General features: G+C 37.0%; 17 protein-coding genes and 1 tRNA gene. 7 read left to right on the top strand and 11 right to left on the bottom strand.

The window, feature by feature from the left end:
- Positions 1-6: 6 nt before the first annotated feature.
- Genes L6471_RS04780 through L6471_RS04790 form a run of 3 tightly spaced genes read right to left on the bottom strand, consistent with a single transcriptional unit; the run spans position 7 to position 3250 of the window.
- Positions 7-936 (bottom strand): bile acid:sodium symporter family protein, encoded by a 930-nt coding sequence (locus tag L6471_RS04780; RefSeq protein ID WP_027453144.1) that lies wholly within the window; start codon positions 934-936, stop codon positions 7-9.
- A 27-nt stretch (positions 937-963) separates the two neighbouring features.
- A complete protein-coding gene (locus L6471_RS04785) occupies positions 964-1356 on the bottom strand; it encodes a hypothetical protein (protein WP_006282680.1) in 393 nt (130 codons plus the stop codon).
- A complete protein-coding gene (locus L6471_RS04790) occupies positions 1349-3250 on the bottom strand; it encodes an AAA domain-containing protein (RefSeq protein WP_027453143.1) in 1902 nt (633 codons plus the stop codon). Before L6471_RS04790 ends, L6471_RS04785 begins: the two co-directional genes overlap by 8 nt.
- Before the next feature lie 87 nt (positions 3251-3337).
- Between L6471_RS04790 and L6471_RS04795 the strand changes: the two genes are divergently transcribed.
- The gene (locus tag L6471_RS04795; protein ID WP_237797490.1) at positions 3338-4054 is read left to right on the top strand and encodes an ABC transporter ATP-binding protein; all 717 of its coding nucleotides are present in this window, start codon (positions 3338-3340) and stop codon (positions 4052-4054) included.
- A gap of 103 nt (positions 4055-4157) precedes the next feature.
- Here L6471_RS04795 and L6471_RS04800 read toward each other — a convergent pair whose 3' ends face one another.
- Positions 4158-5033, bottom strand: a complete 876-nt coding sequence (locus tag L6471_RS04800; RefSeq protein ID WP_143031339.1) for a helix-turn-helix domain-containing protein — start codon at positions 5031-5033, stop codon at positions 4158-4160.
- A gap of 20 nt (positions 5034-5053) precedes the next feature.
- Entirely contained in the window at positions 5054-5971 is a 918-nt protein-coding gene (locus tag L6471_RS04805) for a helix-turn-helix domain-containing protein (protein WP_237797491.1), read from the bottom strand.
- A gap of 197 nt (positions 5972-6168) precedes the next feature.
- On the opposite strand from L6471_RS04805, the gene L6471_RS04810 reads away from it, so the two are divergent.
- The 3 genes from L6471_RS04810 to L6471_RS04820 all read left to right on the top strand — a co-directional run bounded on the left by L6471_RS04810 (position 6169) and on the right by L6471_RS04820 (position 10887).
- The gene (locus L6471_RS04810) at positions 6169-6987 is read left to right on the top strand and encodes a pyridoxamine kinase (RefSeq protein ID WP_006282675.1); all 819 of its coding nucleotides are present in this window, start codon (positions 6169-6171) and stop codon (positions 6985-6987) included.
- A gap of 13 nt (positions 6988-7000) precedes the next feature.
- The gene (locus L6471_RS04815; RefSeq protein WP_006282674.1) at positions 7001-8662 is read left to right on the top strand and encodes a putative transporter; all 1662 of its coding nucleotides are present in this window, start codon (positions 7001-7003) and stop codon (positions 8660-8662) included.
- A 482-nt stretch (positions 8663-9144) separates the two neighbouring features.
- Positions 9145-10887, top strand: a complete 1743-nt coding sequence (locus tag L6471_RS04820; RefSeq protein ID WP_006282673.1) for a helix-turn-helix domain-containing protein — start codon at positions 9145-9147, stop codon at positions 10885-10887.
- A gap of 190 nt (positions 10888-11077) precedes the next feature.
- On the opposite strand, the gene L6471_RS04825 is transcribed toward L6471_RS04820, so the two are convergent.
- The 4 genes from L6471_RS04825 to xyl3A form a co-directional block, all read right to left on the bottom strand.
- Positions 11078-12673, bottom strand: a complete 1596-nt coding sequence (locus tag L6471_RS04825; RefSeq protein WP_237797492.1) for an RluA family pseudouridine synthase — start codon at positions 12671-12673, stop codon at positions 11078-11080.
- 22 nt (positions 12674-12695) lie between these two features.
- Entirely contained in the window at positions 12696-13364 is a 669-nt protein-coding gene (locus L6471_RS04830) for a Crp/Fnr family transcriptional regulator (protein WP_006282671.1), read from the bottom strand.
- A 196-nt stretch (positions 13365-13560) separates the two neighbouring features.
- Entirely contained in the window at positions 13561-15030 is a 1470-nt protein-coding gene (gene xylE / locus L6471_RS04835; RefSeq protein WP_006282670.1) for a D-xylose transporter XylE, read from the bottom strand.
- Between the two features lie 9 nt (positions 15031-15039).
- Positions 15040-17613 carry a xylan 1,4-beta-xylosidase gene (gene xyl3A / locus L6471_RS04840; protein WP_237797493.1) on the bottom strand — a complete coding sequence of 858 codons (2574 nt, stop codon included), beginning with the start codon at positions 17611-17613 and terminating at the stop codon, positions 15040-15042.
- A gap of 236 nt (positions 17614-17849) precedes the next feature.
- Here xyl3A and L6471_RS04845 point away from each other — a divergent pair, with 236 nt between their 5' ends.
- Together L6471_RS04845 and L6471_RS04850 are read left to right on the top strand one after the other, a co-directional pair.
- Positions 17850-21656 (top strand): response regulator, encoded by a 3807-nt coding sequence (locus L6471_RS04845; protein ID WP_237797494.1) that lies wholly within the window; start codon positions 17850-17852, stop codon positions 21654-21656.
- 552 nt (positions 21657-22208) lie between these two features.
- Complete coding sequence (locus tag L6471_RS04850; protein WP_074614316.1) at positions 22209-23963, top strand: 1-deoxy-D-xylulose-5-phosphate synthase; 1755 nt, start codon at positions 22209-22211, stop codon at positions 23961-23963.
- Positions 23964-24090: 127 nt separating this feature from the next.
- Here the strand turns inward: L6471_RS04850 and L6471_RS04855 are convergent, their stop codons facing one another.
- Positions 24091-24279 carry a hypothetical protein gene (locus L6471_RS04855; protein ID WP_237797495.1) on the bottom strand — a complete coding sequence of 63 codons (189 nt, stop codon included), beginning with the start codon at positions 24277-24279 and terminating at the stop codon, positions 24091-24093.
- Between the two features lie 66 nt (positions 24280-24345).
- Between L6471_RS04855 and mutY the strand changes: the two genes are divergently transcribed.
- The gene (gene mutY / locus L6471_RS04860; protein ID WP_006282665.1) at positions 24346-25347 is read left to right on the top strand and encodes an A/G-specific adenine glycosylase; all 1002 of its coding nucleotides are present in this window, start codon (positions 24346-24348) and stop codon (positions 25345-25347) included.
- 400 nt (positions 25348-25747) lie between these two features.
- On the opposite strand, the gene L6471_RS04865 is transcribed toward mutY, so the two are convergent.
- Positions 25748-25829 (bottom strand) — tRNA-Leu (locus tag L6471_RS04865).
- Between the last annotated feature and the right edge of the window lie 80 nt (positions 25830-25909).

The raw sequence follows: 25909 nt of genomic DNA on the forward strand, positions 1-25909 counted from the left end.
TTTCTTTCATTTTTCTATTTGATGGGCATAAAATTTTGCCACGAGTGCTCCACTTAAATTATGCCAAACAGAGAAGATTGCTCCTGGTATAGTTGCCATAGGATATAAGGCGAAATGCAAGTTTGCTAAAGAACTGGCGAGTCCACTATTTTGCATACCTACCTCTATGGATATGGCTATTTGCTTTTTTAATTCTAATCCTAATAGTTTTCCTACACTATAGCCTAAGGTTAGTCCACAAATATTGTGTAGTATGACGATGAGGATAATGAGTAGGCCACTTTCAAGTAATTTGCTTGAGTTTGATGCAACGATGCTGCCTACAATTATGGCGATTACAGTCGATGAGAAAGCTGGAAGGTAACAGGAAATTTGTTTCGTCTGTTTAGGCCAAAAATGCTGAAGGATAACCCCTATGGCTATTGGTAATATGACGACTTCTATGATACTGATAAACATACCCCAAGCGTTTACTTCTACACGGGCACCAGCTAAAGCAAGCGTTAGTAGGGGGGTAAGCAATGGTGCAAGTACTGTACTAACGGTTGTCATACCTACTGATAAAGCAAGGTCTCCCTTGGCAAGATAGGTTATTACATTAGATGCGGTGCCTCCTGGACAGCAGCCTACGAGGATAACTCCAATTGTAAGTTCATCATTAAGACCAAATATCTTGGCTAGAATATAGGCTATGAAAGGCATAATCGTAAATTGTGCCAGTGACCCTATGAGAATATCCTTAGGTCGTGTAAAGACAATTTTAAAGTCGTAAGGATCCAAAGTGAGTCCCATGCCAAACATTACTAGCCCTAGCATTGGACTGATCCATGATGTCGGGCACCAGGAGAATGTGGTTGGTAAAAGAAGTGCCAAAACTGCTACTATGATTACAATAGTAGCCATATGGTTAGCTATAACATCACAAAATCTTTTCAACATAATTGTAATTTATCAAAATAGATATTAACTATGAAGCATTTCCCTTATTTTTGTCATCTTTTGTTGCCTTAGCAATGAGAATGTTTTGTCTCGTCCATCAATATAGTCAAAGAGCTTGAAGGATTTAGTGAGTAGTATGTCGCGTAAAGGCTGTTGTTTGATAGCCCCCTCTGTATACCAAAGGTCTGCCAGCATTTTTAGTTTTTCTAACTGTCTATAGTCCTCCCATTCTTGACGAGCATAATCGATGGCTTCTTCTACGGTTAAATTTCTTAATATATCATAATCGCCTACATATTGCCGATAAAGATCTTGTATTTCTTCATCAGTCTGCTGTTCTTTCTTCTTATTTAAAAATCGTTGAATGGCTACAGCAAATTCCTCGATTATTTTTAAAAAATAGTCTCTTTCAAGCATGATTAATTTCTTGTATATAGTTCCATAATTGATGATAAAAAGGGTGTTTGCTCATGGTCTGGGCATTTCCCAATATGATGAGTTTCATCCTTGCTCGTGTAATGGCCACATTCATTCTTCGTAAATCGTTGAGGAATCCTATTTGTCCGTCATCATTTGCTCTTACCATGGAGATTAGTATGATATCACGTTCTTGACCTTGGAAACCGTCTACGGTATTTACGGAAATAAACTTACGGTATGGTTTGAAGAATTCTCGTTTTCGTATCAGTTTTTTCAAATATTGTACTTGAGCGCGATACGGTGAAATAATACCTACATCAATGTTCTCGTCTAATATTCGGGTCTTTCCGATTTTTTGGAAATATTCTTCTAATGTTCGGAGTGTAAGTTCTGCTTCACCTTTGTTAACTCGTCCAAAATTTTCTCCTATAAATTGTTCTTTGAACGATGGTTCATCTGGTCCTACTTCGATTTCACTCGTATCTATCCACATCATCGGATCTTCGTAGTCGAGGATACCTCGATACTTTATTTGTGGGGCAGTCTCTACTTCTCCATGATAGAAATAGTTACTTGAGAATTGCATGATTTGTTCATTCATGCGATATTGTACCTTTAAAAGGGTGACTACTTCTGGTTTGTTCTCCACAATTCGTTCCATAAGTGTTTTGCCAAGTCCAGCTTTTAAGGCTGCCAAACTTTTTATAGTAGGTGGCAATTGACAGTGGTCTCCTGCCAGAATCACTCGTGTAGCTCTTCTCATAGGTATCCAGCAAGCTGCTTCCAAAGCTTGTGCTGCTTCATCTATAAAGAGAGTACCAAACTTTTGTCCTTCTAGGATTCGATTTGCCGAGCCTACTAAAGTAGACGCAATAACACGGGCTTCTCCGAACAGTTGTGTGTTGATGCGTATTTCTAGTTCTGTGGCGCGAGCTTTAAGATGCTCCAACTTTTGATGATATCGGTCATCTCTTCCTTTTTTCTGGCTTCGAAGTTGTCGTATAGTTTTGCGAATAGCCCATAATTGTGGATAGTCGGGGTGTGCTTCGAATCGGCGTTCGTATGTAAATGATAGCATTTGCTCATTTACTTTAGTCGGATTTCCAATACGTAGTACGTTGATGCCTCGGTCTACGAGCTTTTCGCATATCCAGTCTACAGCCATATTGCTTTGTGCGCATACTAAAACCTGATTTTCACGCATCAAAGTTTCATTGATAGCTTCTACGAGTGTGGTAGTCTTACCTGTTCCTGGCGGCCCATGAACCACTTCGACATCCTTAGCCCAAAGTACTTCGTTTACAGCTTTCTCCTGAGATGGATTTAGCCAAGGAAAACGAGTTGGTGCAAAAGTAAATCGTTCAGCTTTTTGGTGAGAATAAAAAAGATCTCTTAAATAGGCGAGACGATTATTTTTGGCATTGATAACTCTGTCGATAGCCTCAAACATCAGTTTATAACTTGTCTCGTCAAAAAAGAGTTGTATGCCAATAGGGTTTGCGCAACCTTGAATGTCAATGGTACTTCCTCCTTCGGGAACAATAAGGACCATTCTGTCTCCATCTACGAAACTGACGGTACATGTAAAATTAAAGTATTTTAATTTACCATCGTCTGTTACTTGGAAAAAGGCGGCAGGCCGCCCGAATTCAAAATTATGTTCGATTTCGAGATCGGTAGTTCTGGCGATTTCTAAAGCGTTCTGATTGAGTGAGTTATAGAAGCTTTTACCGACTTTCACGGGAAACCATGCATCGCCTCTTTTTACTTTTCTGGTAATGCCTATAGTTTCAGTTTGCTTGCGGAATGCTTCTTTTTCCGCATAATACTCCATTTGTAGGAGCGCGCGTTGGCGCATTAAAGCTTGTATGGGAGATTCTTGTACACTCATTATGATGCAAAGGTAATAAAAAGAAAAGAGAAGAAGTGAGGGGAGAAAGGATAATTTTATTAACTTTGCGATGTTATGGAAAAAGAAATGATTCTTCTTAAAAAATTATCAATAGGATATAGGCAGAAGACTGATAGTCGGAAGGTACTCAAGGATATTAATCTTTCTATCTTTTCGGGTGAGTTGGTATGTCTTCTTGGTCCCAATGGTATTGGAAAATCTACTCTGTTACGTACATTATCAGGATTACTCCCTAAGTTATCGGGCTCTATTATGATTAATGGTCGAGCATTAGAAGAGTATAGTGAGAAAGAACTTTCTAAACAGGTGGGGGTTGTCTTAACTGATCATCCACAACTTCGTAATATGCGTGTAGAAGAATTAGTTGCTTTGGGGCGAGCACCTTATACTAATTTCTTCGGGGGACTGTCTTCTGAAGATAAGGTTTTTGTCGATGAAGCTATATCTTTAGTGGGGATAGATAAGTTAAGAGGACGAATGATTCGTGAACTAAGTGATGGCGAGCGACAAAAAGTGATGATTGCTAGAGCTTTAGCCCAGCAGACACCTGTAATAATCTTGGATGAACCAACTGCGTTTCTTGATTTTCCAAGTAAGGTAGAAGTAATGAAACTATTAAGAAATTTAGCTCATGATATGCACAAGACGATTTTATTATCAACTCATGATCTAGACTTGGCTGTGAGATTAGCTGATACTTTACTTCAAGTTGCAGATTCTGGAATCCAAAAGGTAGATTGTCAGCAAGTTGAGAAGGAAATGAGCCTTCTGTTAGATATCTGATTTTGATAGTCTGATAATGGCTTGCGATATATAGCCACGTCTTGTAGCATTAATGATATCAATAGGTTTATAAGTCGGTATTTATTGATTTTTTCATTTATTACTAACTTCTATATGCTTCGGGAGTGTTACCTGTGAGTTTGATAAACATTTGTCTGAATCGGCCTGCAGAGCAATATCCCAATTCTTGTGCTATGTCCTGTTCGCTCTTGTTTGTACCAAGAAGTAACTGTTTGGCTAATTCAATTCTTCTTAAATTGATATAGTCGTAGAAATTTTTTCCTGTTTCATATTTTAACATGTCATTAAAATATGCACTGGAAAGACCCAGTTTTGTCGAGAATTTACAAGTACAAGGAGGATTACAACTGTCATATTTCTGACTCGTGAGATATTGGTCTATCATTTTTTGGGCTTCGTTCATTTGTAGACTAGACGCATCATGACGAGTAGTAAACTGACGGTTATAATACCGGCAGCAGTAATTGAGTAATGTCTCAATCTTATTGCATATTATGGTTGTGCTGTACTTGTCTATACCCCATTCTAATTCATCTTGTATACAGTTGAAAGCTTGTAAAATTTGTTTCATTTCGCAAGAGGAAAGGTGTAGAGCTTCATTTTCTTTATATTTAAAGAAAGTATAATCTTTAATTTTTGTAGCCAATGTGGTGCCACATAATAATTCTGGATGGAATACAAGCATGGTACCGTATTTTTTTGTTGTTTTATCCGTATCTAAAGCTATAGCTTTATCAGGACTCCTAAAAATCAGTGTTCCATCAGAAAAATCGTATTTTTTTCTGCCGTAGCAATAACTATCTGCATCAATTTGACGCAGAATGACAGCATAGCTACCCATTTCTAGTTGAATATCTTCCTGTTCATAAGCTAGATTGATTATACTGACAAGGGGATGTCTTGTCTTTTCATGAAACTTTTTGTTACATGCACAGATAGAATGTATTATATTTTTCAAGTTTTTCCCAATCTTTTAAGTTATAAAAGAGCCATTTCTTTACGAAATTGTGATGGCGTTTTTCCCACATTTCGTTTAAAATAGCGATTGAAATGTTGCGAATACTGAAATCCCAGCTGATATGCTATTTCATTAATCGTGTTGTCTGTCCCGGCAAGAGACTCTTTTGCTAAATCGATAATTTTGGCTTGTATATGTTCTTGTGGAGTTTTTCCAGTTTCTTTTTTAACAAGATCACCGAAATAGTTTGGCGATAAAAAACATTCTTCAGCGAAATATTTTACTGTAGGTAATCCTTCCTGTTCTGCCCTGTTTCCTGTAAAATACTGGTCGAGTAATTTCTCAAATTTATCAAGCACATCCAAGTTTGCTGCTTTACGGGTAACAAATTGCCGTTCGTAAAAACGCATACAATAATCTAGTAAGAGCTCTATATTTCTACAGATTAGCTTTTTGCTATGTTTATCAATAGGACGCTCTATTTCCATTTTTATTTTCTCTAAGCAGTCTTGGAATATAACTTTTTCGTCTTCACTCAGATGTAGTGCTTCACGTGAAGAATAAGAGAAATAGTCATACTGCTTAATGTTGTGTCCTAAAGAAGTTCCTCTAATCAAGTCTGGATGGAAAAGAAGTCCTAATGCTTTAGGTTTGTAATCAGCTGCAGGCTTGAAGTGTATAATTTGTCCAGGGGCAAATGCTGTAACTGTACCTTCTTGATAATCATATGGTTGTCTGCCGTAGGTAATGTCACCGCAGTATGACTGTTTCAGCCAGATAGAATAAACTTCATATTCTATGGTTGTTTCTTGACAAGCTTTTGTCAATTCTGATTTCGACATATCAACAACGGCAACTAAAGGATTTTTGGTGGAAAATCCCATTAATTTGTTGTATTGATCAATGCTGTCAACGATGATAATTCCATTCTCTTCCATATCTATATAGGGTTTATGGGTGCAAATATATGATATTCTTCTCTAAATGGCAGTACATCGATTACAGAATAATGTATCGTTATTACCTATCGACCGATTTTCACCATTTATTTACACAAATATAACAAAAATCTCGAAGAGTCACGTGGATATATCTTATCTTTTTACTACCTTTGCCGAGAAAATTAGAACTGGAAATGAATAAAAAACAGATTCTCCTGATTAATGATATGGCAGGATATGGTAAGGTAGCAACAGCTGCAATGTTACCTATTCTTTCATATTTTGGTCATCCTACATATAATTTACCTACTGCACTTGTGTCTAATACGTTAGATTATGGTAAATTCAACATTCTTGATACTACTGATTATATCAAGGGTGTATTTCCTGTATGGCGTGAGCTTGGGTTTCGTTTTGATGCAATAGCTACAGGTTTTATTGCTAGTGAGTATCAAGCTTCTATCGTTAGTCAATATTGTCAAGAAGAGGCTGCGAAGGGGACAACAATTTTTGTAGATCCTATTATGGGTGATGAAGGAAAATTGTATAATGGAGTGACACCGGCAACAATCAAAAGTATGCGCGAAATGTTGAGTGTTGCACATCTTTGTTATCCTAATTATACAGAAGCTTGTTATCTTACAGGTCGTGAATTTGATCCTGAAGGTGTTAATATGGATGTAGCTATGAATCTAATCGATCATCTTCGTAAGATTGGTTCGAAGTCTGTTCTGATTACAAGTATAAAAGTTGATGGTGACCCTTCCGTAGTGGGATATAATCATAACACTGATGAATATTTCCAACTGCAGTATACCGAAATACCAGTTCATTTCCCAGGTACAGGAGATATTTTCTCAGCTATTTTGATAGGGCATTTATTGGACGGTGAACCATTGAAGGATAGTACGCGCAAGGCTATGGATGGCGTGTATAAACTGATAGATGCTAATAAAAACAATGAAGATAAAAACCGAGGTATACCTTTGGAAAATTATCTCAATATTTTGTAAGAATAATAAGTAAATGGAGTGGTTTCAACAGCTCTTTAGTGTACATTCCTCAATTCAGACAGTAGTAGTTCTTTCTTTAATTGTTTCGCTGGGTCTGGCTTTAGGAAAATTTCATGTTCGGGGAATATCCTTAGGGGTGGCTTTTGTCTTCTTTGTAGGTATTCTTGCTGGTCATGTAGGTTTTAATATCGATAGTACGACTCTCGATTATGCAGAAACATTTGGCTTATCGCTTTTTGTTTATTGTCTTGGACTTCATGTCGGTCCAAACTTTTTTGGCTCATTGCGTCATGAAGGCTTATCTCTTAATGTATGGAGTCTTGCTGTAATTCTGTTAGGTACCATTTTCTCTATGGTTATGGTTCCTATTACGCATGTTGATGTGCCTAATATGGTGGGCCTTCTTTGTGGTGCAACAACAAATACCCCAGCTCTTGGTGCTGCAACACAGGCATTAGAGCATTTAGGTGTTTCTTGCAAAAGTGTCGCTTTGGCTACAGCTGTCACTTATCCTTTGGGCGTGTTAGGTGTAATTGTGGCCATGGTGTTACTTCGAAAACTCTTTGTTAAACCAGAGGATTTGGAAATAAAGCCATTGACAGAAGATGATCATACGTTTATTGCTCAGTTTGTTGTTGTTAATCCAGCGGTAGCTGATAAAACAATAGCTGAAATTTCGGAGCAGACGCATTTGAAATTTATTATTTCTCGTATTTGGCGAGCTGATGCTGTTATTGTGCCTCAGGCAACTACCAAACTGGAACAGGGTGATAATATTCTTGTAGTAACATCTAAAGAAGATGAGGCCGCGATGGAGCTACTATTTGGTAAGCGTGTACCAAAAGATTATAATAAGGATATGATCGATTGGAATGCGATGGATGCAAATGTTGAGAGTCGTGTTATTGTATTGACTAAACCTGGACTAAATGGTAAGTTGTTGGGCAAATTGCATTTACGTACTTCTTATGGCGTCAATGTAAGTCGTGTTATTCGTGGCGATATTAAGTTGCTGGCTACGAATGATCTTCGCTTACAGTATGGTGATCGAGTTACAGTTGTAGGTTTGCATGAAGATGTTAATCATGTTGAAGATTTCTTAGGTAATTCGGTTAAAACGCTTAACGAACCTAATTTAGGCAGTATTTTCCTTGGCATTATTTTAGGCTTGGCTTTAGGTACAATCCCTATTTTAATACCAGGAATGGCTACTCCTGTTCGTTTGGGTATTGCTGGCGGTCCTATAATCATGGGTATTATCATTGGAGCTCTTGGCCCTCGTTTGCACATGATATCTTATACAACTCGAAGTGCTTCTTTGATGCTTCGCAAATTAGGCTTGTCACTTTACTTGGCTTGTTTGGGTTTGGATGCAGGTAAGGATTTCTTTGCTACAGTAGTTCGTCCTGAGGGTATTGCTTGGATTATTATCGGTTTTTTGATAACAGTTATTCCGGTTATTATTATTGGTTTGATAGCCTTGAAAAGTAAGAAATATGATTTTGGAACGATCTGTGGTATTTTGTGTGGTAGTATGGCTAATCCAATGGCTTTAGGTTATGCTAATGATACTTTAAAGGGCGATACTGCCAGTATTAGCTATGCTTCGGTCTATCCTTTAGGCATGTTTGTCAGGGTTATTATTGCTCAAATTCTGATTATGTTTTTTGTATAATTATATCTTATTTCTGTGGTGAAATAAGTGTATAAAAAAGAGATCCCATCCAGTAATACTGGTATGGGATCTTTCTCTACTTGAATTAATTTTAAGGTATTAGAAGAGAACTTTTTGTTGAAGTTGTTATTGACAAGTACGTCTATACCATACGGTATTTTCTAACCCTGTGTTTTCATAGTTGGACAAATTTTATAATCTCACATCTTATGTAATCCAGTTACGATGACGTAAGCATATTTATCCTAATATTAAATCATATAGTTAAAAAGATTGGTCTTGTTACAGTTTAATAAAGTATATCTTTTTGTTTGCAAAATTACTATGTTTATCACAAAAAGGCAAACTAATTTTTTACGGGAACGACAATTTTGCCAAATTTGTAACAAAAAACGAGTCTTTTTGCTTATATTTTTGGCAAATTGAAAGTTTATAACTACTTTTGTGTTAATTTAAGTCGATTTAAGTTTATAGCTTTTTTAATGAAATATTTAATAGTAATATTGCTGTTGTTTTGTAATGGATGGATATTAACAGCTGCTCCTTTACAAAATAGTTCGTTAGCCAATATAAAAAAACAATGCGAATACGAAAGAGGTGTGTCTGATTATAAAGCATTAGTTTCTTCTTCTTCCCTGTTGATATCTAAAGCCCGGAAGGAAAGTAATTCTGCCTATGAAGCCTATGGATTGTTTTATAGTGGACTCTCTAAAATGTTTCAAGGTGATATTCATGGTTCACAAAAATTTTTGGATCAAGCGATGCATTTAGCAGATGAGCTTCATCATGATTCTATAAAAGCGATGGTGATGAATGCTCGTGGTATCTATCATGCTATGGTTTCTAATAACAGCTTTATTGCCCAACAATTCTTTTTCAAGGCGTTAGAGTATGCTAAAAGAGCTGGTTATGAGTCAATTTGTTATCGCATTTATGGTAACCTTCTTACATTGTCACAATCTAATGGATATTCTGGAGCGCTTAAGTATGCAATTAGTGTTTATAATTATGGTAATAGGATAGGTGATGCTGAGTATACGTGTTTAGGTACCTATTATATAGCCATGTATTATTTGCATAAGCATAGATATACTGAAACAGAGAAATATATTCAAAAAGCACTCGAAATCTATCGTTCTTTCCCTTATGCAGATATATCTTCTGTATATGTTCTTTATGCTAAGGTTATGTTAGCAAAAGGAAAATTGTTGGAGGCTGAAGGATTTTCTAAAAAAGCATTGGTACTGGCAAAAAAGAATCATCAACCACATCTTACCGTGGATGCTTATATAATATATGCAGAAACTCTTTATCAAAGAGGTGAGTATGTGCGGTCTAATCATTTGGTGAATGATGCTCTTAAACTTGCCAATAAGATAGGGGTTACTAATAAATCGGTCGAAGGATATGAGTTACTTTCACGTAATTATCGTGAGATGGGTGATAAAATACATTCCTTGATGTATTTGGAATATGCACATGCCATTTTAAATCGTCTTGTAGGTGTTAATATGGATAGATTGACGCATGAGCTAACTATGATGCAGGATATAAATCGTAAGGATCAGGAGGCGGAAAAAAGAAAAGTACAAATGAAAGAGCAGCAGACTTTTAATTTGATGCTGGGTATTATCATCTTTATCCTTTTGGCTTTATTGATAGTTATTTATGTTAATACTCGCCACCGTAATCAGCTGTATAAAAAAATCGTGATGCAAAATACGAAAGCTATAGCTCGTCAAAAAGAGTTACAGGAAATGCTGGTAAGACAGTCTGAAAAGGAAAAAGAGGTGCTGTCGATGGATGATGATAAGTTGAATGGTCTTTATCAGCAGCTTTGTGAATTGATGGAACATAATCGTTTGTATACCGAACCACAACTTACTCGTGATAAGATGGCAGAGCGTCTCCATACTAATCGTACTTATTTGTCTAAGGTGATAAAAGATAAGACTGGTATGAATTATCTGCAGTTTGTAAATTCATATCGTATCAACGAAGCTGTTAGAATACTGTCGGATAAAAATATGATTTCTTATCCTTTGAAGCAAATATGGAGCGATCTTGGTTTTAGCTCACCTTCTACTTTCTATAAAGTTTTTCAGCAAGCTGTTGGTATAACGCCTTCGGTTTATCGTAAACAGTTTCTTGAAATGGAGGATCATGTGCATAACTCTATGGAAGAATTTGTTGATAACTCTGTAGATAATGTAGAAAATTGTTGATAACTCACTTTTTTGTGTTTATAAGTATTATTTTAGGTTGATAAGTATGTTCTTACTTGTTTATAACTCAAGAATAATTTGTTTATAACTCAAGGATTTTTTGTTGATAACCGTGGAAAAGTATAGTAAAACTTCTTGTGGTATGATACTATGTGTGTAAAAGCTTAGCACTTTTTGGTTAAGCTTTTACTTAAAAAGGAGCTTTATATTCAAAATGAATTCGTTTTCCTGTTGAGGGGTGTGTAAACTCAAGGTATTCAGCATGTAGGTATAATCTATCTGCTGGCTTACCATATAAGTTATCCCCAAGTATTGGGTTGTTTAAGCCTTCTTCATGTGCGCAATGCATGCGTAATTGGTGAGTTCTTCCTGTTAAAGGATAAAGCCATACACGATTTTGAGCAATAACCTGATATTTGGTTATTGCCTTTTTCCCATTCTTTTTATCCACTTTTTGTCGTGGCCTGTCCATGATATCAGGTAATAGTGGTAAATCAACTATACCTATAGATTGATCAGGAATATGTTCCAATAGAGCTACATATCTTTTTTTGATGGTGTGTTCTGCAAATTGTTTTTGTAAATTGATGTAGGCTTCTAAATTTTTTGTTACAACAAGTAAACCACTAGTTGCCATATCCAATCTATGAACAATCATAGGACCGGTAGCTTTTGGATATCTTTCTTTTAGTATCGAAAGTACAGATTCCCGAATATTTTTTCCTGGAACACTCAACATGCCAGCGGGTTTGTATACTACTATCAAATCATGGTCGCTATATATTTCTTCAAGTTCTTGTTTTTTTTGCAGGTTTAGTAGATTATCCTCTATGTTTAATCCTTGTAGCATCCAAAGAAGAATAGGTTTACACTTGCCATTGCAGGCAGGGTAGTAATGAAGGTGATGTCTGATTTCTGTTTTAGGTGATGGTCCCCACCAGAACATGGCCATGCAGATAGGTTCATAGTGGTTTGCAAAGGCATATTGTAGCAACTTAGGTTCACAACATTCTCCACTTCCTGCGGGCGGTATTTTGGCTGCTGTATCTTGGAATATATCCAATAAATTTTTGGTCTTTCCTTCTTTGTTTAATATATTGAATTGAGAGAATAGCCATTGCTGAAGTTGATCAGACTGTTGTTTTCTTGACAGTTTTAGAAGAGCTATTTTTTGGTCGTTCTTCTCTATTTCTTGGCGAAGCAGTTGTAGTTTTTCTTTATATTGTAGCTTGGCACGATGTACTTCAGCCTTCAAGTATTGGCTTTCACGTGTCATTGTCAGCTGTTCTTCTTCTGTGAGAATTCTTGTTTGACGAGTTTTATCCCTTTTTGCTTTAGCAATTTTCATAGCGGTTTGTTTTTCTACTATTAGGGCTTTGCTCTTTTCTTCCAAATTTTGATATTCTTGGCGTAATTTAAGCTGTTGATAACTTGTTGATAACTTTGTTATCTCTTTATTAATCAGTGAAATACGATGTTCATTAATTTTGAAATACCCTTTCGGATTCAAGTAATCAAAAACAGCAGGCACGAAGTAGTTTTCTTCAGAAATATGCTTTTCGTCAATAGCTTCTATCTGTCCGCTATAGGCAGCTAAATAGCCAAGTTCTTCTCCTTTTTTAACGATTAGTGTACCAAACATTTTTCCCTCGTTCAATTGTAGCTGTGGAATATGGGCTTGTATTTCTTTTGCTGCAAGTAGACATAGTGGATGAGGCTCGTAGAAAAATGGATTGTTCATTTTCTCGGGCAGTGGAATATCGGTATGAAGAGGATGAAAGGACATGGCTTTTATTTGATTAATGATATTATTTCAGTTTGCTTCGGTTTAGAATTGTTATATTCTTGCCATCTATTTTAATAGCTCCTACTTTTTCAAAGTCAGAAAGAACACGTAGAAGCGAGAACTTTTGAATGCCAAATGAATCTGCGATTTCTTGGCGTGATCTTAGTAAGTGAATTTTGTTACTACCTTGCTCTCCTGATTGTTCCAAGAGTAGGTAAGCTACTTTCTCTTTAATAGTAAAGAGTGATAGTACTCTCATCTTTGTTGTGAGAAATACATCAATATTAGAAAGTACTTCAATAAAATTCATGCGTATTTTTTCATCAGTATCAATTATGCTTTTGAGAGCTTGTGGCGACAACCGTAGGATTTCAACTTTTGTATCAGTTTCTACACTAACAGGCATCGCTTTATTCTTAGCAAAGATAAAGGCTGGTGCAACTAGGTTGCCTGGTTTTAATCTGCTTACCTCTACCTGTTTACCAGATAGAGATGACATACGGCAGATTAGTATGCCACGGATAACAAAGTCTGCATGAAGGCAAGGCATACCAGCTAAAGTAAAGACATCTTTTTTCTCATATACCACCAGTTTGTAGTTTACTCTCGACATGACCATTTCTATATCCAAAGGTTCCATACCCTTGAATAATGGGCATTTTTGTAGTGTCTCTAAAACGTATTGTTGCATACTATATCTTATTAATAGCGCAAAGATACTGTTTTTTGATGGAAAAGTAAAAAATAGCAGTCTTCTTATAATGTAAAAAGGGGTGGAATATGTATCCCCCCCTTGATGTATTTAGAATAATTATTTATGATAATCTGCTTATGTTTCCATAGATTATAAAACGAGTCTCTCTATGAATGACAGATTAGGCTTCTTTTTATTTTTTCCTCCAAAGCTTACTCATATCCTCTAGTGATTTACCTTTAGTCTCAGGAACAAGTCTCCATACGAATATTGCAGCAATTACACAGATGACGCCATATAAACCATAGGTAAACCAATGACCGAAATTGTCTCCTTCGGACAAGTGCATATTAAACATTGGTACGAAACTTGAACTGACAATCCAATTGAATATCCATTGGAAAGCTACAGCGATAGCTACAGCTTTTCCACGTATAGTATTTGGGAAAATTTCAGCGATGAGAACCCAACAGATAGGTCCCCAACTGAACATGAAAGAAGCACTATATACCATAATAGAAATCATAGTAACCAAATCAAGAGTAGGGTTGCCAAATGTCAAAGCTACGCCAAAAGCACCGATAGCCATACCAATACTTCCCCAAATAAGCAATGGTTTTCGACCCCATTTTTCAACAGTAAATACAGCTACTAATGTGAAGGATATGTTAACTATGCCCATGATGACGGTTTGTACCATAGGGTTCTGCATGCCCATATCTTGGAAGATACGAGGAGCATAATATAATACAGCATTGATACCGACTGCCTGTTGGAATACGCTAAGCATGATACCTATAAAAATACACATGAAACCATATGAAAGCAATTTCTCGGTTTTCTCGGTCATGGTATTGTGGATATCGTTGATAATTTGTTCTGCCGTGTTTTTTCCATTGATTTTAGTCAGAATAGATCGTGCAAGTTCTACTTTTCCCGTCATGACTAGATAGCGAGGAGTTTCTGGTACAAGACAGATAAGTATTGTAAATAGACCTGCTGGTATAGCTTCACTACCAAACATATAGCGCCATCCAGTAGATGCTGTCCATGAAGCTGCTTCTGGATTCATAATTTGATTGACGCCATTAACCAGCTCAATAATAGGGTTAACATGGTTGCCCAAGATGATAAAGTTGACAAAGTAAACAACTAATTGGCCAAAAATAATAGCAAATTGGTTGAAACTAACGAGCATACCTCGAATATCACTTGGTGCGACCTCACCGATATACATTGGGCAAATTGCAGAGGCTAAACCTACACCTATACCGCCAATGATGCGATAGATGTTGAAGGTGACTAATAGATTTAAAGTAGCCTCTCCGTGATTAAAGAAGACAAATTCCGGTTCCATGCTTCCCAAAGCGGAAATAAAAAACATGGCGCCTGCAAAAATCAAGGACTTCTTTCGTCCCCAGTTCGAAGCGAGTATACCAGATAAGCCACTACCGATAATACAACCAATCAAGGCGCTAGCACAGGTAAATCCATGCCAGCCATCGGTATAGTTAAAGTCTTTTGCACTCATAAAAAAGGCCTGTAGGCCCTTTTCGGCACCTGAGATGACAGCTGTATCATATCCGAAAAGAAGTCCGCCGAGTACAGCTACCAAAACAATAGAAGTTAAATAGAGTTTACTTCCTTTTTCTGTTTCTTGCATTTTAAGGTTTTATTTTAGGTAAATAATTAATTTTTTCATATCAGGATCGTCACTATGTTGGCCAACCATGATTTCGTATTTTCCAGGGACTATTCGCATCGTGTTAGTCGTTTCATCCCATCCTTCAAAACGTTCGCGAGGTAGATTTATTGTAACTCTTTTCTTTTCATTAGCTTGCAATGAAACTTTTTGGAAAGCTTTTAATGTTTTTATAGGTCCATTTATATCTGCAGTCCGTCGTATGTATACTTGTATCGTTGTAGTGCCTTCGCATTTACCAGTATTGGTAACTTCTAGAGAGAGGTTGCCCTTTCGATGGTCATATTTGGCATTATCGTATGCAAATGTGGTATAGCTTAATCCATATCCGAAAGGATAAAGAGGAGCTTGGTGCAGATAACGATACGTTCTACCTTTCATTGTATAATCATTATAGTCAGGTAGCTGACTATCATTCTTGTAGAAGGTTACAGGTAATTTTCCATTTGGATTATAATCACCAAAGAGAACATCAGCGACTGCTTGTCCACCCATCTCTCCTCCATACCAAGCTTGTAAAATGGCATCTGCATTTCTGCTTTCCGGTTCAAGAGCTATTGCGCCACCCGAACAGTTTACAAATATTACTTTTTTACCAGAGTTGTGAAGTAAAGCTATCATATCACGCTGAGATTGTGGAAGTTCTATAGTGGTTCGATCGCCTCCTTTAAATCCAAGTTCGTTTACTTTCATTTCTTCACCTTCTAATCTTGGTGATATACCACCAACATAGATGACAACCTGGGCATCCCCTACTTTTTGTAAGAGCTCTTTTTCTGTCATCTTTACTAATGGCCCAAGGTCGAATTGTATGATAGCAGCTGCGTCATTCTGTACATAATCTATTTGTATCTTATAATCTTTGTTGGCTTCTACATGTACAATTTTATCACTTACATTGACTCTTTCGCGTGCTTTCCAACTATTGATTATGGTGTCACCGTCTATAATTATGCGAGCCAAATCATCACTTGAAAGTTTTAGGTGAATATCTTCTGATTTATTTGCATGGAAGGTTCCTTCATATTTAGCAGAAAAGTGTTCTAAATTTACACCAGGGGCGAAAACGGTTGCTCCACCGTTACTGAGATTGATAGGCTCAGTAATATCCATAGTAGTGGCTGGTGTACCATTCATTTTAGTATTGTTCCAGTAAGTTGCGCGCATACCAACTTTGCCATCAGGAGTTTTGAATTGGCTGAATCTACTGTCAATGAATTCGTTTTTGGTCAGACCACATCCTGGAATATATGATATATGTTTGCTTTTATTTTGCAAGCCTTCTAGTATACTGATAGTTTTTGTAGGATAGCCGTTATAGTTGCCCCAAAGCATGATTGAATCGTTGGCATTTGCTCCCATAACTGCAATTCTTGCATTCTTTTGGAGGGGAAGTATACCATTATTTTTAAGAAGTGTCATTGATTCTTGAGCCATTTGGTAGGCAAGCTGTTTATGTTTAGAGCAAGCAATGAGGCTTTCTGGTAGTTGTGTCCATTCCACCATGTTATCAGAATCAAAGTCACCGAGTTTAAATCTAGCTTTAAGCAGACGCTTTACGCTTACATTAATTTTTTCTTCTGATATTTCTCCTCTTTTTACAGCTTCTGGTAATTTATCATAGTTTGCTCCACATTCTACGTCTGTTCCTGCCAGTACTGCTTGAGCTGATGCTTGTGCTGCGTCTTGAGCAACTTCATGTCTGCCTTGTATCCAGAAATCACCAATAGCACCACAATCACTAACAACCATTCCTTTGAATCCTAAGTCTTGACGTAATATTTGTTGAAGATACTTGTTACTACCACAGCAAGGTAGACCATCCATACTATGATATGCACACATAACTTCGGCTACATTGCCTTCTTGTATTAATGTCTTGAATGCTGGTAGATAGGTTTCCCAAAGATCTCTTGCGGGCAGATTTTCGATGTTAAATGAATGTCGGAGATATTCGGGACCACTATGTACGGCAAAATGTTTGGCACAAGCAAGTAGTTTATAATATTTGCTATTTTTAGGTCCTTGTAAACCTTCTACAACAGCTAGTCCCATCTTACCTGTCAGATACGGATCTTCACCATAAGTTTCTTGACCTCTTCCCCAACGTGGATCTCTGAAAATATTGATATTTGGTGTCCAGATAGAAAGGCCTTGATATCTTTTTATGTTTCCTGATTTGCGAGCCAGTGTATTTTTAATACGTGATTCATTACCTATAGCTGAAAAAATCTGCAGAAGTAACTGATCATTCCATGAAGCCGCCATGCCTGTTGTATTAGGAAATACAGTAGCAAATCCGTTGCGGGCTGTGCCATGCAGGGCTTCGCTCCACCATTCGAATGCTGGTATGTTGAGTCTTTTGATGGCTGGAGAACCATTTTGCATGAGTTTACATTTTTCTTCTAATGTTAATCGACTACAGAGATCTTCTGCTCTTTGTTCTGCCGATAAAGAAGGATTTTGATAAGGTAAATGTTGTGCATGTAAGCTCAATATACTTGTGCTGACAATAAATAAAGTTATTAGTTGTTTACTTTTCATTAGTGTTTTAAGATTATGTATTCTTTATCGCAAAAATACAAAGAAAAGCGATTTAGTGTGTATATTTTTTGTTGGAATATTTTTTCTGATAATGTTTCACCTGTTTTATGAACGATTTTCCACCTGTCCATAATTCAATAAATACTTCTGATTATATTTTAAGGGAATATTTTTGACTATCTCAAAAAAAAATGGTAAGTTTGCGATTAATCTAATTATTTAAATCTAATCATTATATGAAAAGGCGAATTGGTATTATCCTTTGCTTTATTTTGACTAGTATCTTAAGCGTAGCACAACCTTATTGTAATGTCAAAACGTATAGCGTGCGAGATGGGTTAGCGGCCAATAATATTTCAGGAATAGAACAAGATATTAACCAACTTATCTGGTTTGGTACACGAAATGGCTTATGCTGTTTTGATGGCTATCGTTTTACTACATTCCGTGATCAGCCCGGTGTCGGTGAAGTTTTGTCTACGAATCGTCTTTTAACTATTAAACCAAATTCTCAAGGTGATATCTGGTGTGCTACATACGATAAAAATCTATATTTGTTTAATTGTGAAACAAGTAAGTTTGTTGATGTTACTGCCATTATTAAACGAAAATTTGGAGTAGAATTTCATTTGAATCATGTCTATCCACTGAAGAATGGACATACGTGGGTAACGACTGGAGATGCTGAAAATTTATGCTTCTGTATAGATGATGTGAATATTAAGAATGGTTATGGTATAGAAGCTTATGGAAAAATAGGTCGTAAGCTAAAAGGTAATGTACGTAAGGTGAGTGAGGATAGTCGTGGCAATGCATGGTTATTCACAGAAAATGGAGTAGAGTTGCCACATTATCGTATACCTTCTCGTATAAACTTCGAATATTTCTTGGAGAGTAAATATAAGAATATAAGTCATTCTCGAAATATCTATTTGGCCTCTGATCGCATTCTTGCTGAATACCATTATGGTGCAAAGGATGTTCGTAGGCTTCCATTACCTGCGGAGGTTACGAAAATTACTTCCATCATAGAGCGTGACAAGAATTATCTTGCTTTGGGAACGAATGTTGGTGTGGTGCTGTTTCATAAGAGAACGCATCAGGCACGAGTGTTATCTATGCAGAATCCTTCTCAACCATCCGCTTTGATTACTTTTTTGTATTTGGATAGTCGGGGAGCAATTTGGGCTTTCACTGAAGGTAATGGGGTTACACGTATAGATCGTCAATTGCGTAAAGAATGGCTGATGGCTACAGCTTCTTCTGTTAATGTAGAAACAACCAGCGTAGATCCCTTTGTATATGAGGATCGAAATCATACTGTATGGGTCGTACCTAACCAAGGTACTTTCAGTTATTATGATGAGCATAAGAAGAAATTAGTACCTTATGTGCTTACAACAGAAAATGGAGACGTAGCATGTGAGCCGTCTATCGATCGTAAATTTTTCGATTATCAGGGTAATATGTGGTTTACCAGTACCCACGACCTTACATTGGTAAATTTTAATACGCACCGTTTCCAGATTATTCCGATAGCTTCTAAACGAGAGGTTCGTTCGGTTTGTGCTCTTCCTTCAGGCTTGGTATATGCGGGGTTGAATAATGGATGGGTGGCTTCAGTAACTCCAGATGGTGGAACTGCTCAGTTTGTTGGTTCTACAGGAGAGTTAGGCACTAATCCATATGCCTTCTCAGAAAAGATATATGCTATTTATCATGATTCCAAGTCGCGCCTTTGGATGGGGGATCGTGTACATGGTATTTATCTCAAATGCCCTGGGAACGCTATGCAGCATTTGGTTCATGATGACAAAGATAAGTATTCTTTAGGTGATGACCATATTTACGATATTTTTGAAGATAGTCAACATCGTATCTGGGTGGCTACTTATGGTGGTGGTCTTAATTTGGTGCAGATGATGCCTAATGGTAAAATCAGATTTTTGTCGTCAAGGAATGTTTTCAAGAACTATCCGAAGGAAAAATTTGACAGGGTTCGTCGAATAACGGAAACACGGGATGGGCTGCTGATAGCTTCTACTACTGATGGTCTCTTGGTATTTGATGGTAAAGTGACATCACCAGCTCAAATGCAATTTCATACTTATACTCATATACCGGGCGATTCAACCTCTTTGGAAACAAGTGATGTACTCCAGACTTGTGTTACGCGTGATGGACATATATATGTAGTTACTATGTCGGGTAGCCTGCAGGTTATAACTGAGGGTAATTTGTTGCAAGGGAATGTACGTTTCAAATCCTTGCGTAATGCCTATACTTTAGGAGGTATTACACTATCTGTAGTAGAAGATGGTTTAGGCAATTTATGGCTTCCTCGTGAAAACAGTTTGGAGTGTTATCATCCTAAAACAGGTGATTACAGTACATATGGAGCAGGAGAGTTGGGCGGTAGAATAGAGTTCTCTGAAGCAAAACCATTCTATGATTCTCGTACAGACCGTATTGTTTTAGGTGCTATGGGAGGACTTGTAATATTTCATCCTCGGAATATACAGAAAAGTAGTTTTAAACCGAGAATTGTATTTACAAGTGCCCAATTTAATGGTGAGAGTGAACCTCAACCAATATTATATACTAAGGTTTTAGAAATACCTTCGGATAAGCGAAATCTTACCATTTCTTTCTCAGCACTCGATTATCACGACAATTATCTTATTCATTATGCTTATAAGATGGAAGGTGTGGATAAGTCGTGGAATTATGTAGGCTCTAATCACTGCGCTTCTTACAATCACTTGCCTGCAGGGCATTATAAATTATTGGTAAAGAGTACGAATGCTGATGGTATGTGGATGGATAATGTTACTACGCTGATGATACATGCTCAACCTACCTTCTGGGAAACGATTTGGGCTAAAATATTATATGTATTCTTTGGTGCAGGATTGCTCTATTTGTTCTTCTCTGTTTATTCTTTACGTAAACGTGCTCAGCTTGATGCAGAAATGGATCGCATGAAGACTAGCTTCTTTACTGAAATCGGTCATAAACTTCGTACTCCTTTGACATTAATAGGTGGACCTGTTACACAAGTGCTAGATACAGAAAATCTTTCAGAGATAGGGCGTCGGCAGTTGGATATGGTACAACGTAATTCTCGTCAGATGTTGGCTTTGGTTAATCGAATGCTTGACCATAATCATACTGATAATTATTTGGTGGATGATGCCAGTGCTCCTGTATTTTCATCTGCTTTGTCCGTTCCTGTAAGTGATGCCGTAGAGGTATCTTCTCAGAGTAAGAGTAAACTGTTAATTGTAGAGGATAACAATGATTTGCGTTCATTCCTAACTGAGATTTTACGAGTAAATTATGAAGTGATTTCTGCTGAAAATGGTAAGATCGGTTTGCAAAGAGCGGTCGATGAATTGCCAGACTTTATTATTACCGATGTCATGATGCCTGTTATGGATGGATTGTCAATGGTACATCAGATTAAGCAGAATAAAGATATCTGCCATATTCCAGTTATAGTTCTATCGGCAAAGGCTTCGCTCGAAGATCGTCTGCAAGGTCTTCAGGAAGGTATAGATGATTATATTACTAAACCTTTTAGTGCAACCTATCTGAAACGTCGAATAGAAAATATAATTTCTCAACGGCATGCCCTTCAACAGAGTTATTTGGAACAGATTACGCCAGAAAATAGTGCAGAATATAAATTAGAATCTCCGCAAATCGTTGATGCCGACCAGCAAATGATGAAAACTTTGATGAATTTTCTAGAGGACAATATTGGTAATCCTGAATTGCGTATTGATGACCTGGCTTCTGCTGTTAACCTCGGCCGTACTGTGTTTTATGAGAAAATAAAGAGCATCGTTGGTATGACTCCAGTTGACTTCGTTAGACATGTGCGTATGCAGCGAGCTGAAGAATTGGTAGCCCGAAGTAAGTCTTCTTTTTCGGAAATCGCCTATGCTGTTGGTTTTTCAGATCCCAAGTATTTCAGCAAATGCTTTAAGAAAGAAACAGGTATGTCTCCTTCTGAATATCGTGAAAAAGTAAAGAAGTGAAAAAGTTATATCTGTTTGATGTCAAGTCTTCATAAATAACAACTCCGAACGCCTTTTCGCAAAGGAGCTCGGAGCGAGAGATTTGTACTGATTCACTAATCTTTTTACATTAAAACTCTAATAAACTATTAACGTATAACCTAATTTATAACCAAAACATTTAGTATCTTTTTATGTTTGCAAATATACATACTTTTATTTTTGAGTGCAAAATAAATAAGTTAATCACCTTAAAACTTCAATAAACGGGGTAAATTATCAGTTATTAATGTTAATATACAGCTTTTTACGCGCCCAAATCTTAATAAATGGTAATGAAATATGCCTTTTGATGGAAAGATTTATCTTTTTTATAGGGTATCTTTGAAATTGGTATTTTTATCTGTAATTTGTTTATATCTTATAAGATGAAATATATCTATCTTTGCACTCGTAAAATAAGTCATAATGCTTCAGTTTATCAGATAGGTAACTTTTAGAATAAAATAATAAGGTAAATAAGATTGTAAAGTAGGAAATTTGTTCCGCAAAAATTGAAAAATTCATTTAGGTATGTATATAGAAAATATTAATAGCCCAAAAGATTTAAAGGGCTTGACAATTGATCAGCTTAATGTTTTGGCTGACGAAGTGCGTGAAGGTGTGCTCAATCGTGTAAGTGAGCATGGTGGTCATGTCGGTCCTAACTTGGGTTTTACTGAGGCTACTGTAGCTCTTCACTATGTATTCAATGCGCCAGAAGATAAGATCGTTTTTGATATTTCTCATCAAAGTTATCCGCATAAGATGTTGACTGGCCGTAAGGAAGGTTTCCTTGATGTTGCAAAGATGGATGGCATATCTGGTTATTCTTCTCCATTGGAGAATCCTGAATATGATAATTTTGAAGTTGGTCATACATCAACCTCTGTTGCTTTGGCTTCTGGTCTGATGAAAGGTCGTGATGTTTTGGGTGGTCACGAAAATGTTATTGCTGTTATCGGTGATGGTTCTCTTTCTGGTGGTGAGGCTTTTGAAGGCCTTGATACTGTTGGTGAAATAGGTACTAATGCGATTATTATCTTCAATGATAATGAAATGAGTATCTCTGAGAATCATGGTGGTATTTATCGCAATCTACAGGAACTCCGTGAAACCAATGGACAGGCTGCTAATAACTTATTTAAAGCTTTCGGCTTAGATTATATCTATGTTGAAGAGGGTAACAATGTTGGTAAACTTGTTGAGGCTTTCCAAAAAGTCAAGGATATTGATCATCCAATCGTTGTTCATATTCATACAGAGAAGGGACATGGTTATGCGCCTGCTGTAGAGAATAAAGAAGGTTGGCACTATCATATGCCGTTTAATCGTGAAGATGGTAGCTTGAAAAATCCTGGTAATGGGGAAAATATGACTGCTCTTTTGGGTCAGTGGATGGCAGAACAGTTGAAGAAAGATCCAAAGATGGTTTGTATTGCAGCTGGTACCGCTCCTGCCTTCTATTTTGATAAGGAAAGACGCGAGGAAGCTGGAAAACAGTTTATTGATGTAGGTATTGCGGAAGAGGAAGGTGTAGCTATCGCTTCTGCTATGGCTAAGCGTGGTGCTCATCCTGTATTCTCGACTTTTGCTACATTCTTGCAGCGTACATACGACCAGCTTTCTCAGGATTTAGCCGTAAATGGTAATCCTGCTGTTATCAATGTATTGGGTTCATCTATCTATGGTATGAACGATTTTACCCATATCTGTTTCTTTGATATCCCTATGTTGAGTCATATTCCTAATTTGGTATATTTGGCTCCTACTACATATGAGGAACTTATTGCTATGGAAACATGGGCAATTCAGCAAGAGCAGTATTCTGTTGCTATCCGTGTGCCAGCGTATGGTTGTGCTCATAGCTTAGAAGAGGTTGATACTGATTATTCTCAGTTAAATAAGTATAAGGTTGCTCATCGTGGTGAGAAAGTAGCAGTGATTGCAGTTGGTGATTTCTATCAAAAGGGTGAGGCTGTGGTAAATGCTTTGGCTAATGATGGTATTGACGCTACACTCATTAATCCTCGTTATCTCTCTGGTGAGGATGAAGCATTGCTTAATGATTTGAAAAAAGATCACCAGTTAGTAGCAACGATAGAAGATGGTTCTCTTGATGGTGGTTTTGGTGAGCGTATAGCTCGTTTCTATGGTCCTTCAGATATGAAAGTTATCAACTTCGGTGTAAAGAAACAACTTTATGATCGTTATGATGTGAATGAATTGCTTCGTGAGAATCATTTAACAGAGGAGCAAATTGTAGCAGACATTAAAGCTATATTGTAACGCTTGTTTTCGTTAAACTAATTTCAACACAAAAACCACATAATAAATGAAAAAGTCCGGATGAGATTGTGAAATCTTGTACCGGACTTTTTTCTTGTATAGATAAAGTATATTAGCTTATGCAGATTTAATCTTCGAGCAGAATTTCTGCAGTTTCTTCTGGTGTATTAAACGGCATTCCCTCTTCAAGTTCTTCATTAGTGAAGTCGTCTAACAGTTCTTTTGCTCCTTCTGCATCGATACGTGGATTACCATCTTTGTCTTTGGCCTGGATCATTGCTTCCAAGATAGCTTGTCTGTATTCTTCTATTTTCATATCGTTATAATTTGATAGATTTTTATTCTTTTGCAAATATAATAAAAAACTTGTATCTTTGCACTAATGGATAATACTTTTACCCCAAAACTCCTAGAATGGTATGATGCTCATGGACGTGATTTACCTTGGCGGCATACTCAAAATCCTTATGCTATCTGGCTCAGTGAAATTATTTTGCAACAGACCCGGGTCGTACAGGGTATGGATTATTGGCAACGCTTTATGACTATGTGGCCTACTGTAGAGAAGTTGGCTGAAGCCTCAGAGGATGAAGTATTGCGATTGTGGCAAGGACTTGGATATTATAGTCGTGCGCGTAATTTACATGTAGCTGCAAAGCAAATTGTGGCATTGGGACATTTCCCGGATACATTAGATGAAATTAAGAAATTAAAAGGAGTAGGCGATTATACCGCTTCTGCAATTGCATCGTTTGCTTTTGGTATTCCGACAGCTGCTGTCGATGGAAATTTCTATCGCGTATTGGCACGTTATGAGGGAATCGATACCCCAATTAATAGTACTGATGGTAAGAAACTTTTTGCTCAGTTGGCCCAGAATATAGTTGCATATGACCGTCCGGCAGATTTTAATCAGGCGATGATGGATTTTGGAGCTACACAATGTACACCAAAATCACCTGATTGTTCCATTTGTCCCTTTGCAGAAGAATGTGTAGCTTATCGCACGGGACAGGTAGATAGACTTCCTGTTAAACTGAAAACGATTAAGATGAAGACGCGTCAACTTACCTATATCTATATCCGTTATGAGGGGAAGATTGCTATCCGTCGTCGTCCGGCTGGAGATATCTGGCAGGGATTATGGGAACCGCTTTTAATTGAGAATCAGCCTATACCGGTATTTTCAGGTGAAATGACTTTGCTTCGTCAACAAGTAAAGCATGTTTTGAGTCACCGTATACTTTTGGCTGACTTCTATCTCCTGGAAGCCAAAGATAAGCCTATTTTGTCTGATGAATATATATGGATAAAAGAAGCTGATATTGAGCAGTATGCTTTGCCTAGGCTTATCGAAATATTGATAGATAGTTTACCTCGATAATGATTTTTACAGCCTGTAATGTACAGGCTGTAAAATATAGAGTCAAATAAATAGTCACCTGAAAACGTCATCTGGCTCGAAATCTTTAGCTTTTGAATTAACTGTTGGGTATCTTGTTACAACGCTTTACCCTTACTTTCTGAAAAACCATAACCAATGATGGATAAAACCATACATTTAAGCTGATAAACCCTATGTTTTAATTTGTAAAAGCTATGCTTCTGCCAAGTCTTTTCTATTCTTATTATAAAATGTATAAGAACAATGTATTAAGACCCAAATATTATCTTAAAATTGAGTAGATCTTAAAAGAAAACAAAGATAAAATAGGCTTGTGACTTATATAGAAAGAAAACTGGTACAAAAAAAAGGAGAAACAATTAAGTTTCTCCTTTTTTTGTACCCAGAGCCGGGATCGAACCGGCATGCCTTGCGGCACTGGTGTTTGAGACCAGCGCGTCTACCAATTCCGCCATCTGGGCATGGCATCTTGTTTAAAGACGGGTGCAAAGGTAAGCATTATTTTTGAACTGGCAAACTTTTTTGCCGAAAAATATTAAAA

The sequence above is a fragment of the Segatella bryantii genome (genome assembly GCF_022024215.1).
Classification (GTDB): Bacteria; Bacteroidota; Bacteroidia; order Bacteroidales; family Bacteroidaceae; genus Prevotella; species Prevotella bryantii.

Excerpts from the sequence above, each read along its gene's own strand:
- L6471_RS04855 (WP_237797495.1), bottom strand. The coding sequence starts at position 24,279 with ATGAAAATAGAAGAATACAGACAAGCTATCTTGGAAGCAATGATCCAG.
- L6471_RS04825 (WP_237797492.1), bottom strand. The coding sequence starts at position 12,673 with ATGTCCTTTCATCCTCTTCATACCGATATTCCACTGCCCGAGAAAATG.
- L6471_RS04850 (WP_074614316.1), top strand. The coding sequence starts at position 22,209 with ATGTATATAGAAAATATTAATAGCCCAAAAGATTTAAAGGGCTTGACA.
- L6471_RS04830 (WP_006282671.1), bottom strand. The coding sequence starts at position 13,364 with ATGCAACAATACGTTTTAGAGACACTACAAAAATGCCCATTATTCAAG.
- L6471_RS04785 (WP_006282680.1), bottom strand. The coding sequence starts at position 1,356 with ATGCTTGAAAGAGACTATTTTTTAAAAATAATCGAGGAATTTGCTGTA.
- L6471_RS04815 (WP_006282674.1), top strand. The coding sequence starts at position 7,001 with ATGGAGTGGTTTCAACAGCTCTTTAGTGTACATTCCTCAATTCAGACA.
- xylE (WP_006282670.1), bottom strand. The coding sequence starts at position 15,030 with ATGCAAGAAACAGAAAAAGGAAGTAAACTCTATTTAACTTCTATTGTT.
- xyl3A (WP_237797493.1), bottom strand. The coding sequence starts at position 17,613 with ATGAAAAGTAAACAACTAATAACTTTATTTATTGTCAGCACAAGTATA.
- L6471_RS04845 (WP_237797494.1), top strand. The coding sequence starts at position 17,850 with ATGAAAAGGCGAATTGGTATTATCCTTTGCTTTATTTTGACTAGTATC.
- L6471_RS04805 (WP_237797491.1), bottom strand. The coding sequence starts at position 5,971 with ATGGAAGAGAATGGAATTATCATCGTTGACAGCATTGATCAATACAAC.
- L6471_RS04810 (WP_006282675.1), top strand. The coding sequence starts at position 6,169 with ATGAATAAAAAACAGATTCTCCTGATTAATGATATGGCAGGATATGGT.
- mutY (WP_006282665.1), top strand. The coding sequence starts at position 24,346 with ATGGATAATACTTTTACCCCAAAACTCCTAGAATGGTATGATGCTCAT.
- L6471_RS04795 (WP_237797490.1), top strand. The coding sequence starts at position 3,338 with ATGATTCTTCTTAAAAAATTATCAATAGGATATAGGCAGAAGACTGAT.
- L6471_RS04790 (WP_027453143.1), bottom strand. The coding sequence starts at position 3,250 with ATGAGTGTACAAGAATCTCCCATACAAGCTTTAATGCGCCAACGCGCG.
- L6471_RS04820 (WP_006282673.1), top strand. The coding sequence starts at position 9,145 with ATGAAATATTTAATAGTAATATTGCTGTTGTTTTGTAATGGATGGATA.